Annotated in this window: 15 protein-coding genes; 7 read left to right on the plus strand and 8 right to left on the minus strand. The window is 53.8% G+C overall.

All coding sequences use genetic code 11. The annotated features are described in order from the left end of the window. Positions 1–88 precede the first annotated feature (88 nt). Together HCZ99_RS03535 and HCZ99_RS03540 are read right to left on the minus strand one after the other, a co-directional pair. The gene (locus tag HCZ99_RS03535; RefSeq protein WP_368484217.1) at positions 89–1123 is read right to left on the minus strand and encodes a lysophospholipase; all 1035 of its coding nucleotides are present in this window, start codon (positions 1121–1123) and stop codon (positions 89–91) included. Positions 1124–1250: 127 nt separating this feature from the next. After that, the gene (locus HCZ99_RS03540; RefSeq protein ID WP_167445464.1) at positions 1251–2213 is read right to left on the minus strand and encodes an ABC transporter ATP-binding protein; all 963 of its coding nucleotides are present in this window, start codon (positions 2211–2213) and stop codon (positions 1251–1253) included. Positions 2214–2352: 139 nt separating this feature from the next. Between HCZ99_RS03540 and HCZ99_RS03545 the strand changes: the two genes are divergently transcribed. The 5 genes from HCZ99_RS03545 to HCZ99_RS03565 all read left to right on the plus strand — a co-directional run bounded on the left by HCZ99_RS03545 (position 2353) and on the right by HCZ99_RS03565 (position 7040). Next, positions 2353–2574 (plus strand): zinc-finger domain-containing protein, encoded by a 222-nt coding sequence (locus HCZ99_RS03545; RefSeq protein ID WP_368484218.1) that lies wholly within the window; start codon positions 2353–2355, stop codon positions 2572–2574. A gap of 125 nt (positions 2575–2699) precedes the next feature. Next, positions 2700–3923: a tryptophan synthase subunit beta gene (gene trpB, locus HCZ99_RS03550; RefSeq protein WP_167445465.1), complete on the plus strand. Its 1224-nt coding sequence runs from the start codon at positions 2700–2702 to the stop codon at positions 3921–3923. Beyond that, positions 3920–4768, plus strand: coding sequence for a tryptophan synthase subunit alpha (gene trpA, locus HCZ99_RS03555; RefSeq protein WP_167445466.1), 849 nt, complete (start codon positions 3920–3922; stop codon positions 4766–4768). The genes trpB and trpA overlap by 4 nt, the downstream gene beginning before the upstream one ends. 57 nt (positions 4769–4825) lie before the next feature. Continuing rightward, positions 4826–5749, plus strand: a complete 924-nt coding sequence (accD, locus tag HCZ99_RS03560; RefSeq protein WP_167445467.1) for an acetyl-CoA carboxylase, carboxyltransferase subunit beta — start codon at positions 4826–4828, stop codon at positions 5747–5749. Continuing rightward, positions 5730–7040 carry a folylpolyglutamate synthase/dihydrofolate synthase family protein gene (locus HCZ99_RS03565; protein ID WP_368484219.1) on the plus strand — a complete coding sequence of 437 codons (1311 nt, stop codon included), beginning with the start codon at positions 5730–5732 and terminating at the stop codon, positions 7038–7040. Before accD ends, HCZ99_RS03565 begins: the two co-directional genes overlap by 20 nt. 89 nt (positions 7041–7129) lie before the next feature. Here the strand turns inward: HCZ99_RS03565 and HCZ99_RS03570 are convergent, their stop codons facing one another. Next, positions 7130–7915: a hypothetical protein gene (locus HCZ99_RS03570; protein WP_175581373.1), complete on the minus strand. Its 786-nt coding sequence runs from the start codon at positions 7913–7915 to the stop codon at positions 7130–7132. Positions 7916–8218: 303 nt separating this feature from the next. On the opposite strand from HCZ99_RS03570, the gene polA reads away from it, so the two are divergent. Continuing rightward, positions 8219–11065 (plus strand): DNA polymerase I, encoded by a 2847-nt coding sequence (polA, locus tag HCZ99_RS03575; protein WP_175581374.1) that lies wholly within the window; start codon positions 8219–8221, stop codon positions 11063–11065. A gap of 91 nt (positions 11066–11156) precedes the next feature. On the opposite strand, the gene dapB is transcribed toward polA, so the two are convergent. Both dapB and HCZ99_RS03585 read right to left on the minus strand, forming a co-directional pair. Beyond that, positions 11157–11957: a 4-hydroxy-tetrahydrodipicolinate reductase gene (gene dapB, locus HCZ99_RS03580; RefSeq protein ID WP_167445470.1), complete on the minus strand. Its 801-nt coding sequence runs from the start codon at positions 11955–11957 to the stop codon at positions 11157–11159. 101 nt (positions 11958–12058) lie between these two features. After that, the gene (locus tag HCZ99_RS03585) at positions 12059–12943 is read right to left on the minus strand and encodes an aldo/keto reductase family oxidoreductase (protein ID WP_167445471.1); all 885 of its coding nucleotides are present in this window, start codon (positions 12941–12943) and stop codon (positions 12059–12061) included. A gap of 108 nt (positions 12944–13051) precedes the next feature. Here HCZ99_RS03585 and HCZ99_RS03590 point away from each other — a divergent pair, with 108 nt between their 5' ends. Further along, positions 13052–13975, plus strand: a complete 924-nt coding sequence (locus HCZ99_RS03590; RefSeq protein WP_167445472.1) for a LysR family transcriptional regulator — start codon at positions 13052–13054, stop codon at positions 13973–13975. 66 nt (positions 13976–14041) lie between these two features. On the opposite strand, the gene dnaJ is transcribed toward HCZ99_RS03590, so the two are convergent. From dnaJ to HCZ99_RS03605, 3 genes are all read right to left on the minus strand, one after another. Further along, on the minus strand, positions 14042–15196 hold the full coding sequence (dnaJ, locus tag HCZ99_RS03595; protein ID WP_167445473.1) for a molecular chaperone DnaJ: 1155 nt from the start codon (positions 15194–15196) through the stop codon (positions 14042–14044). Positions 15197–15299: 103 nt separating this feature from the next. Next, a complete protein-coding gene (dnaK, locus tag HCZ99_RS03600; protein ID WP_167445474.1) occupies positions 15300–17219 on the minus strand; it encodes a molecular chaperone DnaK in 1920 nt (639 codons plus the stop codon). A 337-nt stretch (positions 17220–17556) separates the two neighbouring features. Then, positions 17557–18066 carry a DUF2244 domain-containing protein gene (locus tag HCZ99_RS03605; protein WP_167445475.1) on the minus strand — a complete coding sequence of 170 codons (510 nt, stop codon included), beginning with the start codon at positions 18064–18066 and terminating at the stop codon, positions 17557–17559. Positions 18067–18234: the final 168 nt, after the last annotated feature.

Raw genomic sequence — 18234 nt, forward strand, 5'->3', positions numbered from 1 at the left:
GTTAAATGACAAACTACAGACTTCCTAAATGCTACCTGATCGGCCTTCCGGGGTCAAAAAGCAATCGCAAAATGCCTGCCGGACGATGTCATTGTTCTGTGCAGGAATAATTTTCCGTCATCCCCTTGGCCGCAATCCAGCGCGCGATATCGTTAATCACCACCGGCCCGTTTAAATCGCGCAACAGCATGTGATAGCCAGATGGATACAAACACCTGAAATAGCTTGGTAAATTTTGCACCCGAAGATCATGATCAATCGCATCAATGGCCTCAGGTGGAATGACCTGATCCTTTGCCCCCGACAGCAAAAGTGTCGGAACGGAAATGTCGGAAACCCGGACACGCGCCAAATCCATCAAATCGGCAATCCCGGCCACCAAATCAACCCGCACAGAAGACATCATATTTGGGTCGCGCGACAAACGGCGCAGCATTTCGATATTGTCGGACGGCCAAATATCAAGCCCCCTGCCTGTTAACGGCAACCAAGGCAAGCTGTGGGATATGACACTAAGCGGCGCGGTTTGATACCACGGCATCATATCGCGATCCCAAACAGCGGGTGCAACCAACACCACTCCATCCATCAGGGTCGGACGAGTTGCTGCTACCATAATCGCCACCGCCCCACCCATGGAATTACCCAAAAGGTAAATCGGCACATTGGGATAACGACTACGCAGCAAGATCAACATATCACTGGCATCATCAACCATACTGCGCGTCCCGGCCCAGTATGGGCGCGACGGGCTACGCCCAAAGCCGCGCTGATCAAAGGCATAAACGGCAATGTTTTCGGCACCGGCATTAGTATCAGCATCAGTACCATCGATGGCGCTCAACTGTTCGCCAAGCTCCATAAATCCGTTGGCATAATCGCCCATGCCATGCAGCCCCAAGATCACGGCAGATGGCTGAGCAACCGCCCCCCAGCTTTGCACAGGAAGTATCGTGCCATCGCTGGTCTGAAAACTGTCTGAGTTCAACGAGATTTGTGCAATCGGCGGTCCGGCTGGCTTTACCGTCGGCGCGCATGCACAAAGCAATGCGCCCAAACAAGGTGCCGCCAACCAAGACAACACACGACCAGAAATCCGTCGGAAGAATTGACTACGCGACACAGGGGGCTCCGATGGAAAAAATTTCAGACAAAGTGATCATTTTAAAGCCAGAAAATAAGAACCCCGCAAGACGATGCGGGGTTCGAATAGAAGGAAGATATTTTCAATCAGCCAAAGCCGCCTATGCCTACGCCGCCGAGCTTGCGCGTTCGGCATTGTTATCGCGGGTCAGCTTCAAGAAGATGTCTTCAAGATCGCCTTCCTCGGTCGACAGGTCCTTAATCGCAAGGCCGCAGCCATGGATGGCTTCTAGGATTTCCGCCATCTGGGTTTTGCTTGGGCGGTAATGCAGGGCGATTTGATTGTCGCCTTTAAGCTCTGCCCCCCATGGCGCCAGGACATCTGGCACCGCATTCACCTCGTTATTCAACGTCAGAAGCAGCGTTTTGTGATCAATCCGGCGCAGCAGGCTGCGCTTATCTTCGTGCGCAATCACTTTGCCCTGATTGATAATCGCGATTTCGTCACACAGCTCTTCGGCTTCTTCAAGATAGTGCGTGGTCAAAACAATCGTCACACCGGCTTTGTTCAGCTCTTTGACATAGGCCCAAAGTTGCTGACGCAATTCGATATCGACCCCTGCGGTCGGTTCATCCAACACCAAAACCGGCGGGGTATGGACCATCGCCTTGCCAACCAAAAGACGGCGTCGCATCCCACCCGAAAGTGATCGGGAATACGAATCTGCCTTGTCTGAAAGGCCGATTGCTTCGAGAATCTCGTCGGTGCGGCGTTCAGGTTTGGGCACACCATACAGGCCTGCCTGCAATTCCATTGCCTGACGCGGGGTGAAAAATGCATCAAGATTTAGTTCTTGTGGCACGATCCCGATTGAGCAACGCGCTGAGCGCATTTGCGTTTCGATGTCGTAGTCCCAAATTTTGGCTGTGCCGTCGGTCTTTGTCACCAGACCCGCCAAGATGTTGATAAAAGTGGATTTTCCAGCACCGTTCGGCCCGAGAAGTGCGAAAAAGGAGCCACGCGGGATCTTCAAAGAGACATTATCAAGGGCGAGTTTTTCGCCATTTGATCCCTTATAAACCTTGGTCAACCCTTCGACTTCGATGGCATAGTCGGGCATTGTCGTCATGTGTCAGTGATCTCCACTCTTTTCCGCGTCGCTTGTTTGCGCTAAGACCATGGAGCGCCATGAGCATGCGGAAGTATTGATTGAATATGCGCAATCGGTATCATTCCCGTTAAACCGGGGTCAATGCTGACCGCACCGCGTGGCCAATCCCGATGGCCATATAAAACTTGGAACTGGATATATGAAGATCACCGAAGAAATCAAAGTCGGCAGCCTAAATATTGCCTGTGACGGCGGAAAAGGTCACCTTGGCCATCCGACCGTGTACCTCAATCTTGAGGAAAACGGCGAAGTGGTTTGCCCATACTGCTCAAAAAAATATATCTTCGACAAATCCCAAGCCGAACACGCCGCCCATTAATCCGTTACGCCCATTCTTGGGTACAGTAAACAGCCAGCGCGACAAATTCTGTTTGCGCTGCGGATTAATCCGTCGTCGCCAGCCTATGCCGCATGTCATTTGCGGCCTACCCACGGGGAATTTCTATGACGTCTTCATCGCCCAAGCCCAACAGCTACCGCACCTTACCCGATACAGACGGACATTTTGGTAATTACGGCGGACGTTTCGTCGCCGAGACCTTGATGCCGCTGATTCTTGAGCTCGAGCAGGCCTATAAAGACGCCAAGAATGACCCGGAGTTCCAAAAAGAGCTCGATTATTATCTGAAATATTATGTCGGTCGCCCAAGCCCGCTTTATTTCGCAGAGCGCATGACCGAAGAACTTGGCGGCGCCAAGATCTATTTCAAGCGTGACGAGCTCAACCACACCGGCGCGCACAAAATCAATAACTGTATCGGCCAGATCCTGTTGGCGATGCGTATGGGCAAAACCCGTATCATTGCTGAAACCGGCGCCGGTCAGCACGGTGTTGCCACGGCAACCGTTTGCGCCCGTTTTGGCCTGCCTTGCACGGTTTACATGGGCGCCAAAGACATCGAACGTCAGTCGCCCAACGTATTTCGCATGAAGCTTCTGGGCGCTGAAGTCAAAGCGGTCGAATCGGGTTCGCGTTCCTTGAAAGACGCGATGAACGAAGCACTGCGCGACTGGGTTACCAATGTCGATGATACGTTCTACATCATCGGTACCGCGGCTGGCCCGCACCCGTATCCGGAACTTGTTCGTGATTTCCAGTCTGTCATCGGCAACGAAGCCAAAGAACAGATCATGGAAGCCGAAGGCCGCCTGCCCGACCTTTTGGTTGCGGCCATCGGCGGTGGTTCAAACGCCATTGGCCTCTTCCATCCGTTCCTTGATGACAAGGATGTTGAAATTACCGGCGTCGAAGCCGCGGGCCATGGTGTCCATACCGGCAAGCATGCCGCCAGCCTGACCGCCGGCGCACCGGGCGTTCTGCATGGTAACCGCACCTATCTTTTGATGGATGATGACGGTCAGATCACCGAAGCAGACTCGATTTCTGCTGGTCTCGATTATCCGGGCATTGGTCCAGAACATAGCTGGCTTAAAGATATCGGCCGCGTCGATTACGTCGCGATCACCGACAAAGAAGCCCTTGAAGCATTTAAGCTTTGTTCGGAATGCGAAGGCATTATTCCTGCCCTTGAGCCAAGCCACGCCTTGGCCCATGTCATGAAAATCGCACCGAAAATGAGCAAAGACAAAATCATCATCGTCAATCTGTGTGGCCGTGGTGACAAAGACATCTTTACTGTGGCCGAAGCACTGGGAGTGAAACTGTGAGCGACGCAATCATCGGCGGCAAAGACCGCATCGAAAAACGTTTTGCCAAGCTCAAGGAAGAAGGCCGTGCGGGTCTTGTCACCTTTATCACCGCAGGCGACCCGGACCCAGAAGCATCGTTTGAGATTCTAAAAGCCCTGCCAGAAGCCGGTGCCGATATCATCGAACTTGGCATGCCGTTCACCGATCCGATGGCCGATGGCCCGGCCATTCAGGAAGCATCGAACCGTGCGCTTGCTGCGGGCATGCATATGCGCAAAACCTTGTCGCTGGTGCGCGGTTTCCGTGATCAGGATCATGAAACGCCGATCATTCTGATGGGATATTACAACCCGATTTATATCTATGGGGTTGCCGAATTCCTTGAAGACGCCCGCAATGCCGGGGTTGATGGCCTGATTGTGGTAGATTTGCCACCAGAAGAAGACGCAGAACTTTGTGTTCCGACCGTGGAAAAGGGTCTATCGTTCATTCGACTGACCACACCGACCTCTGATGACAAGCGTCTGCCGAAACTTGTGCAGAATACATCTGGCTTTGTTTACTATGTTTCGGTTGCCGGGGTTACCGGTGCCGGATCAGCCAGCAATGAACAGATTATCGAAGCAATGGAACGCCTGCATCGCCATACCGACCTTCCGATTGCGGTTGGTTTTGGTATCAAGACCGCAGCCCAGGCTGCTGATGTTGCCAAACAGGCAGACGCAGCCGTGGTTGGGTCGGCAATTGTATCAAAAATTGCCGAAAGTCTTGACGAAAACGGCAAGGCCACCGATAAGACCGCCTCTATGGTGACTGGCCTTGTACGCGAACTTGCAGACGGGGTCCGAAACGCGCGTAAATAATCACGCGGCGTTGAGAAAAGAACCGGTATAGACAGAACCTAAGGATCAGTATCCGATATGTCGTGGCTGACTGAATTCGTCCGTCCAAAGATTCAACAACTTGTTCGCCGGACAGATGTGCCCGAAAATCTTTGGCACAAATGCCCATCATGCGAACAGATGATTTTCCACCGTGATCTGGCAAAGAACAATCATGTTTGCCAGCATTGTGGGCATCATATGCGGATTTCCGCGAAAAACCGTCTTGAACTCCTGTTTGATGAAGGTAAATACCAAACCATCGAACTGCCGAATGTTCCGGTCGATCCGCTGAAATTCCGTGATCAGAAAAAATACACCGACCGTGTTAAGGCAGCACAGGCCAAGTCCGATTTCAAGGACGCACTGGCTGTTGCCCATGGTGAGGTCGGTGGCCATCCCACGGTGATTGCTGTTTTCGATTTCTCCTTTATGGCGGGATCGATGGGCATGGCCGTTGGCGAAGGCATCGTTGCTGCCGCCGAACTGGCATCGGTTCAAGATGCAGCCCTGATCATCGTTCCGGCATCGGGCGGTGCACGTATGCAAGAAGGCATTCTCAGCCTGATGCAGATGGCCCGCACCACGGCTGCGATCGAAAAGGTCAAAGAAAAAGGCCTGCCCTATTTCGTGCTGCTGACCGATCCGACCACCGGGGGTGTTTCGGCATCCTTTGCGATGCTTGGTGACATTCAGATCGCCGAACCGGGTGCCCTGATTGGCTTTGCTGGTCGGCGCGTGATTGAAAACACCATTCGCGAAAAACTGCCTGATGATTTCCAGACAGCGGAATACCTGCTGGAACATGGCATGGTCGATATGGTGGTCCCGCGCAACGAATTGAACGAGACCTTTGGCCGATTGATCGACATGATCCGTCGCACCAAGCCGGGTGCGTCAATCGTTCCGATCAAGGATGCCAAGAATAAGTCGGACGCCAAAGGTGCCCAAACAGACAAGTAACCTTGCCAAAAGCGACGCAATCATTGCGCGCCTTGGGCAGTTGCACCCGAAAGTCATCGATCTTTCACTCGGGCGGATTACCCGGCTTCTTGAGAAGCTTGGTAATCCGCACCTGAGCCTGCCGCCTGTCATCCATTTGGCGGGCACCAATGGCAAGGGCTCGACCCAGGCTTATTTGCGCGCCATCTATGAGGCAGCTGGCCTACGGGTTCATTGCTCTACCTCCCCGCATCTGGTGCGCTTCCACGAACGCATTACCCTTGCCGGGCGGCAAATTTCCGAACAAGCCCTTTGTGACCTGCTCGAAGAAGTTGAAACCGCCAATGGCGGCGACAGCATTACCTTCTTTGAAATCACACAGGCCGCGGCTTTTCTTGCCTATGCACGCATTCCGGCCGATGTTTTAATCTTGGAAACCGGACTTGGCGGGCGCGTGGATGCATCAAACGTGCTGGAAAGCCCCGCCGCCACCGTGATCACGCCGATCTCGCTGGATCATCAGGGTTTCCTTGGCGATACCATTGCCAAAATTGCCTTTGAAAAGGCCGGGATCATGAAACCCGGTGTGGTCAGCATTTTGGCCCCGCAAACGCTTGAAGCATTCGATACCCTGATCCGGCACGCCAACACCATCAACGCGCCGGTCTTTAACGACTTTGAAGTCCGCGACGAAACGCCGTCTGGCTTTACGTTACGGATAGGCAACGAAATGCTCGACCTGCCGCGACCTGCACTTGCGGGGCATCATCAATATATCAATGCCGCCACCGCCATTGCCGCCGTGCGTCAGGCCAATATTCCCGGCTGTGATGGCATGGATCGTGATGTTCTGGCCAAGGGATTGCGCGCTGCCCGCTGGCCCGCGCGCCTTCAGCGCCTTGAACAAGGCCCACTGATTGATGCCCTGCCAAAGGACTGCACACTGATCCTTGATGGTGGGCATAATATCGCCGCCTCAGAAGCCATCGCAGAATGGCTGTCACAGCAGCCGGACGGCGAAACATTGGCCATTGTCGGTATGCTTGATAACCGCGATCCTGTGGCGTTCTTAAAGCCGCTGGCACCGCATATCTCGGCATTGGCGGGGATTAAAATCCCCAGCGACCACGAAGCCCACGATGCCGCCACACTGCAAAATGCGGGCAAAACATGCGGCATTGCCCAAAGCCACGCCTGCCGTGACTTGGAACAGGCCATGGCTGTGCTTTTAAAAGAAAACCCGACACCCTCGCGGATTTTGATCCTTGGATCGCTATATCTAGCCGGTGTGGTTCTGGAAAATCATTCTTGAACGGGTAGCAGCCGCGCTGGTCTTTTAGGCCGGACATGGGATGGTTGCGACCAGCCCCAAGCCCCGCGTCACCAAAGCATTTCCCAAGCTTAGATTTCGGGCAGGCTGACCTTGCCACCCTTGCGGTTCAAACGCCCACCACCGCCGCTGGATTGCGGACCACCATCGGTGCTGCGCAAACGCAAGTTCCCTGGTTTCTGGACCTTGCGCCGGTCCTGATGCACACCGGGCGGCAGGCCTTTTTGCCGTGCTGGTTCTGCCGGGTCGGCCCATGACAGCACGTCGGGGTTTTTCAAATTATCGCGACGGACCTTGCGTTTGGTGATCCACGTATAGCCAAGGATATACAACAAGAAACCGCCAACCCCGGCGGTCAGGATCAAGAATTGCAGGACGGGGACAAAACTGCCAAACAGTGCGCCCCCACCATAGATCATGAAAATACAAAGGGCGGCCACTGGCGCCAACGCCAAAAAGAATACGCCACGTACCTTGTGGCGAATCGGCCGGTAATGCATCAGCATCGCATAGAACAGATACATCAACGCGACAAACACCACGAGTTTGATCAGCAAAACAAAATGATCAAAACTGGCAAGTCGTTGGTTTCGTTCGTAAATCCCAAAGAAAACAAACAGCCCATGCACCAGCAACGCAAAACTGCCAAAGGTTAGGACAAAGCGCAGCCACGCAGTGACGCTGAATAACCTGCGCCAGCCGCTTTCGTTCGCACCGTTGGTACGACGACTATCTTGCTTCTTTTTGCCGTTCCGGTTGGATCGCCTCGTATCAATCGAAAGCTCTCCGACCGGTCCTGCCGTCTCAACGCCGATGCCTTTTGGGCGAAATACCGGCTTGGTTGTTTTCCGGGCCACGAGCCGGATCTCCCATACGCTTGGGATGAAGTGATATCCTCACCATACCAACACCGGGGCAGACTGATAAGCACAAACAGATGATCGGTTAAAAATCGTCCAAATCCCGGTGCTTAGGCCTATCATATCGAAATCGAAATATATTACAGACAGTTACGCGCAAACTGCATTTTCCCCGGGGCACGGTTTTGTCAGCAGACCGCATTTGCTTTTGCGATGTGGCTCAGCGCACCCTCGACTTACGAGCGCGGATCGGGCATTCTGCGGGCCAACATGATCCTCGAACATAAGAGCAATAGACGCATGACAGATTCCGCCTCCACCGACACCAAAACAGCCAGCGGCTCAAAACCGCGCCGCGTGGTCTTGGTTGACGGTTCCGGCTTTATTTTCCGCGCTTTTCACGCGCTGCCGCCAATGACCAGCCCCGATGGCACCCCGGTCAATGCGGTTTACGGTTTCTGCACCATGCTGATGAAACTGCGCGAAGACACCAAGCCCGATCACATGGCGGTCATTTTTGACACCAAGGGCAAGTCTTTCCGTAATGATTTCTATGATCAGTACAAGGCACATCGCCCGCCACCCCCCGAAGAACTGGTTCCGCAATTCGGCTTGATCCGTGATGCGACCCGCGCGTTTAACCTGCCTTCGATCGAGCTCGAAGGATACGAGGCCGACGATCTGATCGCGACCTATGCCCGTCAGGCCGAAGCAGACGGTGCCGACGTCATCATCGTCTCATCCGATAAGGATTTGATGCAGCTGGTCACCGACCGCGTACAGATGTTTGATGCGATGAAAAATCGCACCATCGGCGCGGCTGAGGTCATGGAGAAATTCGGCGTTGCGCCCGATAAAGTCATCGATATTCAGGCACTTGCGGGTGATTCAGTTGATAACGTTCCGGGTGTGCCGGGCATCGGCGTAAAAACCGCGGCCCAGCTGATTGATGAATATGGCGATCTTGATTCGCTGCTGGAACGTGCAGGCGAAATTAAACAGCCAAAACGCCGCGAAAAACTGATCGAAAATGCCGAACTGGCCCGCATTTCCCGGCGTCTCGTCACCCTGAAAGTTGACGTGCCAGTGGTCGAACAGATCGATGGTTTTGAACTTAAAGAACCCGATCCCGAGGTTCTTTTAAGCTTTATCGCAAGTCACGGCTTTAAATCATTACTTTCTAAAGTAAAAGCAAAGTTCGGCGGCGATATCGAATTTGAATCGCCGACCCAACCGGGTGTTGGTGTCAATGATATCAAGGTCGAAAAGACCGAATATGAACTGATACAAGACGAAGACCGCCTAACGCATTGGATTGAAAAGGCCGAATATGCGGGCATCGTGGCGGTTGATACCGAAACCACGTCCCTTGATGCCCATCAGGCCAAACTGGTCGGCATTTCGCTTTCGACCGAGCCGGGCAATGGCTGCTACATCCCGCTTGGCCACGGTAAAATCACCGACAGCGAAGATGCCAAGGGTACACAAGGCGGTTTTGATTTTGGCGATGCGGATGACGAACCGGCCAAAAGCGACGCCCCAAAACAAATCCCGCTTGATCGCGCGATTGAGCTGATCAAACCGCTGTTACAAGATCCGGGTGTCCTGAAAGTCGGGCAGAACCTTAAATACGATATGATTGTTCTGTCCCGTCATGGCATTGATGTTGCCCCGATGGATGACACCATGGTGCTGTCCTATGTCCTTGATGGCACCAGCCACGGACATGGCATGGACGAACTGGCCGATCTGCATCTTGGCTATCAACCGATTAAGTTCTCGGACGTGTGCGGGTCTGGCAAAAACCAGATTACCTTTGATCAGGTACCCCTTGATAAGGCGCTTGATTACGCCGCCGAGGATGCTGACATCACCCTTCGCCTGCATCGATTGTTAAAACCGCGTATCGCGCAGGAACATATGGCCAGCGTCTATGAAACGCTGGACCGTCCGTTGGTGCCTGTCTTGGCCAAGATGGAACGTTTGGGCGTTAAGGTCGACACCGACATCCTTAAAACCCTGTCCAATGACTTTGCCAAACGCATGGCGGTTTTGGAAGAAACCATCCATGAAATGGCCGGCGAACCCTTTAACCTTGGCAGTCCCAAGCAGCTTGGCGAAATCCTGTTTGATAAAATGAGCCTGCCGGGGGGCAAGAAAACCAAAACCGGCGCTTGGCAAACTGGTGCAGATGTTTTGGAAGGATTGGCCGCACTTGGTCATAACCTGCCGACCAAGATTTTGGAATGGCGCCAGCTTTCAAAACTTAAAAGCACCTATACCGACGCCTTGGCACATCACGTCAACCCGCTGACCGGGCGCGTCCACACCAGTTACGGTCAGACAAACGTCAATACCGGGCGTCTGTCATCAAATGACCCGAACCTGCAAAACATCCCGATCCGCAGCGAAGAAGGCCGCAAAATCCGTACCGCCTTTGTCGCCGATAAGGGCTGCAAGCTTATTTCTGCCGACTATTCGCAGATTGAGTTGCGCCTTCTGGCCCATGTCGCCGAAATCGACGCACTACGCGAAGCATTCAAAAATGGCGAGGATATCCACGCCGCAACCGCGTCCAAGGTGTTTGGCGTGCCGATCGAAGGCATGGACCCGATGGTCCGCCGTAAAGCCAAGGCAATTAACTTTGGCATCATCTATGGCATTTCCGCCTTTGGTTTGGCCAATCAGCTGGGCATCGCCCAAAAAGAAGCCAAGTCCTTTATCGAAGCCTATTTCGAGATTTATCCAGGTATTCGCGATTACATGGATGAAGCCAAGGAATTTGCCAAAAAGCATGGTCATGTACGCACCCTGTTTGGCCGCAACATCCATATCAGTGGCATCAATGACAAAAACGGCATGCGCCGAAGCTTTGGCGAACGTGCCGCGATTAACGCCCCTATTCAGGGCGGTGCTGCCGATATCATCAAACGCGCGATGATTGCGGTTCCGGGTGCTTTGGTTGATGCCGGGCTTAAAACCCGCATGCTATTGCAGGTCCACGATGAATTGATCTTTGAAGCCCCCGAAGACGAGGCCGAAAAAGCCACCAAAATCATCCGCGACGTTATGGAAAATGCCGCCCACCTGTCCGTACCGCTGATTGTTGACGCGGGCATTGGTGATAGCTGGGCCGACGCGCACTAGAACCTGACAAAGACCAAACAAATACAAAACCCCGGCTGCACGAACGCAGCCGGGGTTTTTCTTTTACGAAACAGCGTATGTATCGGGCGGATTAAAGACCCAAAACATCGCGCATGGAATAAAGACCCGGCTCTTTGCCCTCGGCCCATTTCGCGGCCCGAACGGCGCCCTTGGCAAAGACTTCGCGCGACGATGCCTTATGGGTAATCTCGATACGTTCCCCTTCGCAGGCAAACACCACCGTATGATCGCCGACAACATCGCCGCCACGCATGGTGGCAAAGCCGATTGTACCGTCCTCACGCGCGCCTGTGTGCCCATCGCGCGACCGCACCGACACATCATCAAGCACAACCCCACGGCCCTTCGCAGCCGCCTCACCAAGGCCAAGGGCTGTGCCGGACGGGGCATCGACCTTGTGCTTGTGGTGCATTTCAACGATTTCGATGTCGGCCACATCCTTATCAAGAACACTTGCGACCTTTTCGACCAGCGCAAAGGCAAGGTTCACGCCCACACTCATGTTCGGCGCAAAGATAATCGGGGCTTTTTGCGCGGCAACCTTAAGCTCTTCTTTCTGATCATTGGAAAGGCCCGTGGTGCCGATCACAAGGATGGTGCCGGTTTCTGCTGCCAGTTTGGCGTGTTTCATGGTGGCTTCAGGTGCGGTGAAATCAATCACCGCATCAACGGCCTCAAACAGCGCCTTGGGATCATCACCAACCAAAACGCCACTTTCTTCCAGACCGGCAATCAGTGTCACATCCTTACCGATAAACGCGCTACCGGGAAGATCCGTGCCACCACCAACGTCACATCCTTTGGTTCTGGCAGTTTCATTCACCAGCATCCGGCCCATACGACCAGCACAACCAACAATCCCGACTTTCATTTCCGGTCTCCTCCGGCAAGTAATTTCAAACGTGTGACTGCTTTAGCACATGCAGCCACACGATGAAATCACCGGAAATGCGCAAAACCCGCGAGACGGTATCACGTCGTTGCTTGCGCCTGACCTGCTATGCCATCAAGCTCGGCAATTGCATCGGCTGGCAATTCCAGTTCCGCCGCCGCAAGGTTCTGTGACAAATGATCGCGCGACGAGGTTCCCGGAATAAGCAAGATATTGGGCGACCGCTGAAGCAACCACGCAAGGGCAACCTGCATCGGCGATGCTTCAAGACGTTTGGCAACGTCGGACAAGGTTTCTGACTGTAGGGGCGAAAAGCCCCCCAACGGGAAGAACGGCACAAAGGGAATACCATCCGCCGCCAGTTCGTCAATCAGCCCATCATCATCGCGTTGCGCAAGGTTGTACTGATTCTGGACACAGACAATGTCACAAATCTTGCGCCCCTCGGCAATCTGGGTCGGTGTGACATTTGAAAGACCGATGTGTTTGATCAATCCCTTGCGCTGCAACTCGGCAAGTACCGTCAATTGTTCTTCGATTGATCCTTCTGCCGGGCCGTGCAGGCCATGCATCGAACGGAAATTCACAACATCAATCGCATCAACGCCCAAATTGCGCAGATTATCATGCACGGCGGCCGTCAATTCATCCGGCGACATGGCCGGCAACCATGCGCCCTCGTCATCGCGCTTTGCCGAGATCTTGGTCACAATCACCAAATCATCCGAATATGGATGAAGCGCTTCCTTGATCAGCTGATTGGTAATATGCGGACCATAAAAATCACTGGTATCGATGTGATTGACCCCGGCTTCAACCGCCGCACGTAAAACTGCGATTGCTTCGTCGCGATCTTTTGGCGGGCCAAAGACACCAGGCCCGGCAAGCTGCATTGCCCCATAGCCCATGCGGTATACAGTCAAATCCCCGATCGAGGCCGTTCCGGCGTGTTGAATGGTGGACATGGAAAACTCCTTGGATGTCAGAATATTTTCGACTGCCCCAAAGTTAGTCCCTCCTCATTTGATCGACAATTCGCTACAATTGATACAAGCTGTACGGAAAATGAAACAATGAAGCTTGATCTGACGACCATCACCGCCTTTATCACCGTTGCCCGCGCAGGCGGTTTTCGCGAAGGTGCCCGCCTTAGTGGCGGAAGCGCATCGCGCCTCAGCGATCAAATCCGGCGGCTTGAATCCCAAATTGGCGTTCGGTTGTTTAACCGCAGCACACGCAGTGTGTCCCTGACCGAGGCGGGCGAAGGGCTTTTAAAACGGTTGTCCCCTGCCCTTGATGAAATGGAACTGGCCCTTGATGTCGTGAACAGTTACCGGGACCGCCCGGCAGGCACGCTGAAACTAAACGTGCCGACCGCGGCCGCCCGTCTTGTTTTGCCCCATATTCTTCCGGCCTTTCTGGCCACCTATCCTGACATTCGGGTTGAGGTCATTGCCGAGGAAAGCTTTGTCGATGTATTGGCCGAAGGATGTGATGCCGGGATTCGTTATGACGAAAGTCTCGAACTCGACATGATCGCAGTGCCAATTGGACAGCGCACACAACGGTTTGCCACCGCCGCATCCCCGGAATATCTGGAAAAGCATGGCGTCCCCGAACATCCCCGCGACCTTTTGGAGCATGCTTGCCTGCGTGGAAAATTTGCCAGTGGTGCGATGCACTCTTGGGAATTTGAACGCGGCGATGAGTATCTGGAAATAAACCCGACCGGTCCGTTGCTCGTCCGTCTTGGCGGGGGAACCGACCTTGTGGTGGATGCCGCATGTGCGGGAACCGGCATCGTCTTTTTGTTCGAAGACTGGCTTCAGCCCTATTTTGACAGCGGCAAACTTGTCCCGTTGCTGACAGACTGGTGGCTCACATTTCCGGGGCCCAAATTGTATTATCCCGGTCGTCGGCTGGTGCCGACCCCGCTTCGGACCTTTATCGACTTCATCAAAGCCCATCCGGCGCCACCTGCACCGATATCTCGATAAAAAAACACCCCGCCACGGTAAACGTAACGGGGTGTTTTCAGATTGCATTGCGTAAAAGCCATCAGCCTAGTCGGTCAGGTCTTTCCAGATTTCTTTCATCTTGGAAAAGAACCCTTCGCTTTCGGGGCTGGACCCTTCTTCGCGCGAAATCTCGTCGAATTCCTCCAGAAGCTCTTTCTGGCGATCGGTCAGATTGACCGGGGTTTCGACGCTAACTTCCACAAACATATCGCCACGGGCTTGCGACCGCAGGATGGTCATACCTTTGCCCCGCAGGCGCAACTGTTGACCCGACTGGGTTCCAGCCGGAATGTTGATCCGCGTGCGCGTGCCTTCAATTGTTGGCACCTCGATGGTGCCGCCAAGGGCCGCTTTGCCCATCGGGATCGGAATCCGGCAATACAGGTTTGCCCCTTCGCGCTGGAAGAAGCGATGCGGCTGTATATCAAGGAAAATATACAAATCACCCGCCGGTGCACCGTTGGTTCCGGCTTCCCCTTCGCTCGAAAGGCGAATGCGGGTGCCGTCCTCAACCCCTTGCGGGATAGTGACCTGAAGGGTCTTTTCCTTTTCAACGCGACCAACACCGTGACAAGCTTTGCACGGGTTCTTAATGATCTTGCCTTTGCCATGACAGCTTGGGCAGGTGCGTTCAATGGTAAAGAAACCCTGCTGGGCGCGGACCTTACCGTGACCATTACAGGTCGGACAGGTTACCGGCTGTGATCCCGCTTCGGCCCCTGTGCCATCACATTCTTCGCATGAGACAGAACCCGGAATGGTGATCTCGGCTTTCTTGCCTTCAAAGGCTTCTTCAAGCGTGATCGCCATGTTGTAGCGCAAATCAGCACCACGCGACGATCCACCGCCACCACGACGGCCACCGCCGCCCATGGCGCCAAAGATTTCGTCAAAGACATCGGCAAAGCCGCCACCGCCGAAACCGCCGCCGCCAAAGCCACCACCACCAAAGCCGCCCCCACCGGGACCGCCCTGTTCAAAGGCTGCATGACCAAAACGATCATAGGCCGCGCGCTTCTCTTGATCCTTGAGGATTTCGTAAGCTTCGTTGACCTGCTTGAATTTCACTTCTGCGGCAGTATCGCCCGGATTTTTATCCGGGTGGTATTTCATGGCCTGTTTGCGATAGGCGCTTTTGAGCTCGGCCGCGCTGGCGTCTTTGCTGACGCCTAACAGCTCATAGTAATCTTCTTTCGCCATCTGTAACTCCGAAATACGGTCGGGCCGTCCCAGCAATCTTTGCGTCCGGAACGGCCCGATTTTTCTTTACAGGGCGTCGTTCAAGACGACCTCTGCGGTCGTCTTATTTGTCTTTTTTGGTGTCGTCGACTTCTTCAAAGTCTGCATCAACAACACCATCATCGGCCTGTGCCGACGCACCTGCATCCGCAGATTCGCCTTCTTCACCGCCTTCTTCCTGCTGTGCCTGATACATGGCTTCGCCAAGTTTCATTGCAGCCTGCTGAAGTTCATTAACCTTCGCGGTGATGGCTTCGGCATCTTCACCGTCCTTGGCTTCTTTCAAAGCTGAAAGGGCGTTTTCGATTTCCGACTTGGTTGAATCGTCAACCTTGTCGCCATGATCGGTCAGGTTTTTCTCGGTCGCGTGAATAACGGCTTCGGCCTGGTTACGGGCTTCGACAAGTGCCTTACGCTGTTTATCAGCTTCGGCATTGCTTTCGGCGTCCTTAACCATTTTTTCGATTTCGTCATCGCCAAGACCACCAGATGCCTGAATGCGGATCTGCTGTTCTTTGTTGGTCGCCTTATCTTTGGCGGACACGTTGACGATACCGTTGGCATCAATGTCAAAGGTCACTTCAATCTGCGGAACACCGCGCGGTGCCGGCGGGATACCAACCAGATCAAACTGGCCAAGCATCTTGTTATCGGCAGCCATTTCACGTTCGCCCTGGAAGACGCGGATGGTCACGGCCGTCTGATTGTCTTCAGCGGTCGAGAAAGTCTGCGACTTACGGGTCGGGATCGTGGTGTTACGGTCGATCAAACGGGTGAAGACACCACCAAGGGTCTCAATACCCAGCGACAGCGGGGTCACATCAAGCAGCAGGACGTCTTTAACGTCACCCTGCAAGACACCGCCCTGAATGGCCGCACCAAGAGCAACAACTTCGTCCGGGTTCACACCTTTGTGTGGCTCACGGCCAAAGAACTCTTTAACGCGTTCCTGAACCTTCGGCATACGGGTCATACCGCCGACCAGAATCACGTCGTCGATTTCGCCCGCGGTGACACCGGCATCTTTCAATGCGGCTTTACACGGGGTCATGGTGCGTTCGATCAGATCGCCAACAAGACCTTCAAGCTTCGCGCGCGACAGCTTGATGTTCAAGTGTTTCGGACCCGATGCGTCTGCGGTGATGAACGGCAGGTTGACGTCGGTCTGCATCGACGAGGAAAGCTCGATCTTGGCTTTCTCAGCGGCTTCTTTCAGACGCTGCAGGGCCAGACGGTCTTTACGAAGGTCGATCTGCTGTTCTTTTTTGAACTCGTCAGCAAGATAATCGATGATCTGTTTATCGAAGTCTTCACCACCAAGGAAGGTATCGCCGTTGGTTGATTTAACTTCGAAAACGCCATCGCCGATTTCAAGAACCGACACGTCAAAGGTACCACCACCAAGGTCATAAACGACAACGGTGCCAGCTTCTTTTTTATCAAGGCCATACGCCAAAGCAGCGGCGGTCGGCTCGTTGATGATACGCTTCACGTCAAGACCGGCAATTTTACCGGCATCTTTGGTCGCCTGACGCTGCGAATCGTTGAAATATGCCGGAACGGTAATCACGGCTTCGGTCACCGGCTCGCCAAGATGGCCTTCTGCGGTTTCCTTCATTTTCTGAAGCACCATGGCTGCGATCTGGCTCGGTGCCATTTTCTCGCCATTGACTTCAACCCATGCGTCGCCGTTCTCGCCCGAGATGATTTTGTACGGGACAAGATCTTTATCTTTTTCGACTTCTGCGTCGCTGTAACGACGGCCGATCAGACGTTTGATCGCAAACAGGGTGTTTTCCGGGTTGGTAACGGCCTGACGTTTTGCAGGCTGACCGACAAGGCGTTCACCGTCATCGGTGAAAGCAACCATCGACGGCGTGGTACGGGCACCTTCACTGTTTTCAATCACGCGGCCTTCTTTGCCGTCCATGACTGCAACACAGGAGTTGGTGGTGCCAAGGTCAATACCAATAATTTTGCCCATAGTAAGTTCCTCTTTTAGCGGCCGGTCCGTCCCGCAGCCTTCGCTTTGAAGCGCCGCGCAGGACCTCCTGGGACCAATGGTTGTAATACACGTATTTTTTCTGGGGGCTCTTCGTTACCCCGCGCACCTATATATGAAAGTCACCACGAAGTCGCAAGCGGTCAAAACAGGGAATCTTGCGTGTTTTTGGCATTTAAACCGTGTTTTTTCACCAATGACGGGCAATTTCACCCGTTCTGGAACGCCAATTTGGCGCATAACGCCGGTTTTAAACCCCTGCAAACCGCCTTTTAAAATCCGTCATGACCGGGTTGCAAAACCTGCAAATCCCGGCAAATCACAGGGATGAAACGGGTGGCGGCCCCGGATTACAACGGGTTTTACGCAAAACCGCCTCAAGCTCGGCGGCCAAATCGGCCTTATCATCGGGGCCCAGAAAACCCGCTATTTCCAGACTTTTTCCATGCGTTTGTAAAAAAAGACTGCATGTCTCGTCCTCGCCGCGTTCCAACACAACGCGCAGCCAATAAGGCTGAAAATCAAAGTACTGGCGCGTGCCCCGCACAGGAATGCGTGTGACCCGCAAATTCCCCGGATGAAGGTCGATCCGTTCTTCTTGGCGGGCGGACCGAAAACTAAAATGAAACGCAAGGGCCAGAAAAATCACATCAATTCCCAAAAACCCGATAACCGGCCATGCCCCAACCGACCAAAAGATCACACTGATCATCGTCGTCGTCGCCGCAAGTAAAAACACGACATTGCGTGCCCCACGGCGGGACAGCGACCGAGGCGGTCTGAGCGCAATGCTAAATATCGGTTTTGAACTGCGTGGTACGGCGGGCACGATCAATCCCCCTCATCGCGTTGTTCTTGATGGTCGTTTTATCCGGCCTCTTGGGCGCGCCAATTGCGCTCTTAATAATTCCGGCTCGCAATTTTGCGCCGGGCAATGGCCCGACTGCAATCAGAATTCGATTTTTTGACCCTGCACGTTTATATAATAACAGATCAG

This window comes from Thalassospira lucentensis (assembly GCF_011806425.1).
Lineage (GTDB): Bacteria > Pseudomonadota > Alphaproteobacteria > Rhodospirillales > Thalassospiraceae > Thalassospira > Thalassospira lucentensis_B.

What these genes read in the sequence shown, in the direction of transcription:
- HCZ99_RS03540 (WP_167445464.1), bottom strand. Translation starts at nt 2,213, where the DNA reads ATGACGACAATGCCCGACTATGCCATCGAAGTCGAAGGGTTGACCAAG.
- trpB (WP_167445465.1), top strand. Translation starts at nt 2,700, where the DNA reads ATGACGTCTTCATCGCCCAAGCCCAACAGCTACCGCACCTTACCCGAT.
- accD (WP_167445467.1), top strand. Translation starts at nt 4,826, where the DNA reads ATGTCGTGGCTGACTGAATTCGTCCGTCCAAAGATTCAACAACTTGTT.
- polA (WP_175581374.1), top strand. Translation starts at nt 8,219, where the DNA reads ATGACAGATTCCGCCTCCACCGACACCAAAACAGCCAGCGGCTCAAAA.
- dapB (WP_167445470.1), bottom strand. Translation starts at nt 11,957, where the DNA reads ATGAAAGTCGGGATTGTTGGTTGTGCTGGTCGTATGGGCCGGATGCTG.
- HCZ99_RS03585 (WP_167445471.1), bottom strand. Translation starts at nt 12,943, where the DNA reads ATGTCCACCATTCAACACGCCGGAACGGCCTCGATCGGGGATTTGACT.
- HCZ99_RS03590 (WP_167445472.1), top strand. Translation starts at nt 13,052, where the DNA reads ATGAAGCTTGATCTGACGACCATCACCGCCTTTATCACCGTTGCCCGC.
- dnaJ (WP_167445473.1), bottom strand. Translation starts at nt 15,196, where the DNA reads ATGGCGAAAGAAGATTACTATGAGCTGTTAGGCGTCAGCAAAGACGCC.
- dnaK (WP_167445474.1), bottom strand. Translation starts at nt 17,219, where the DNA reads ATGGGCAAAATTATTGGTATTGACCTTGGCACCACCAACTCCTGTGTT.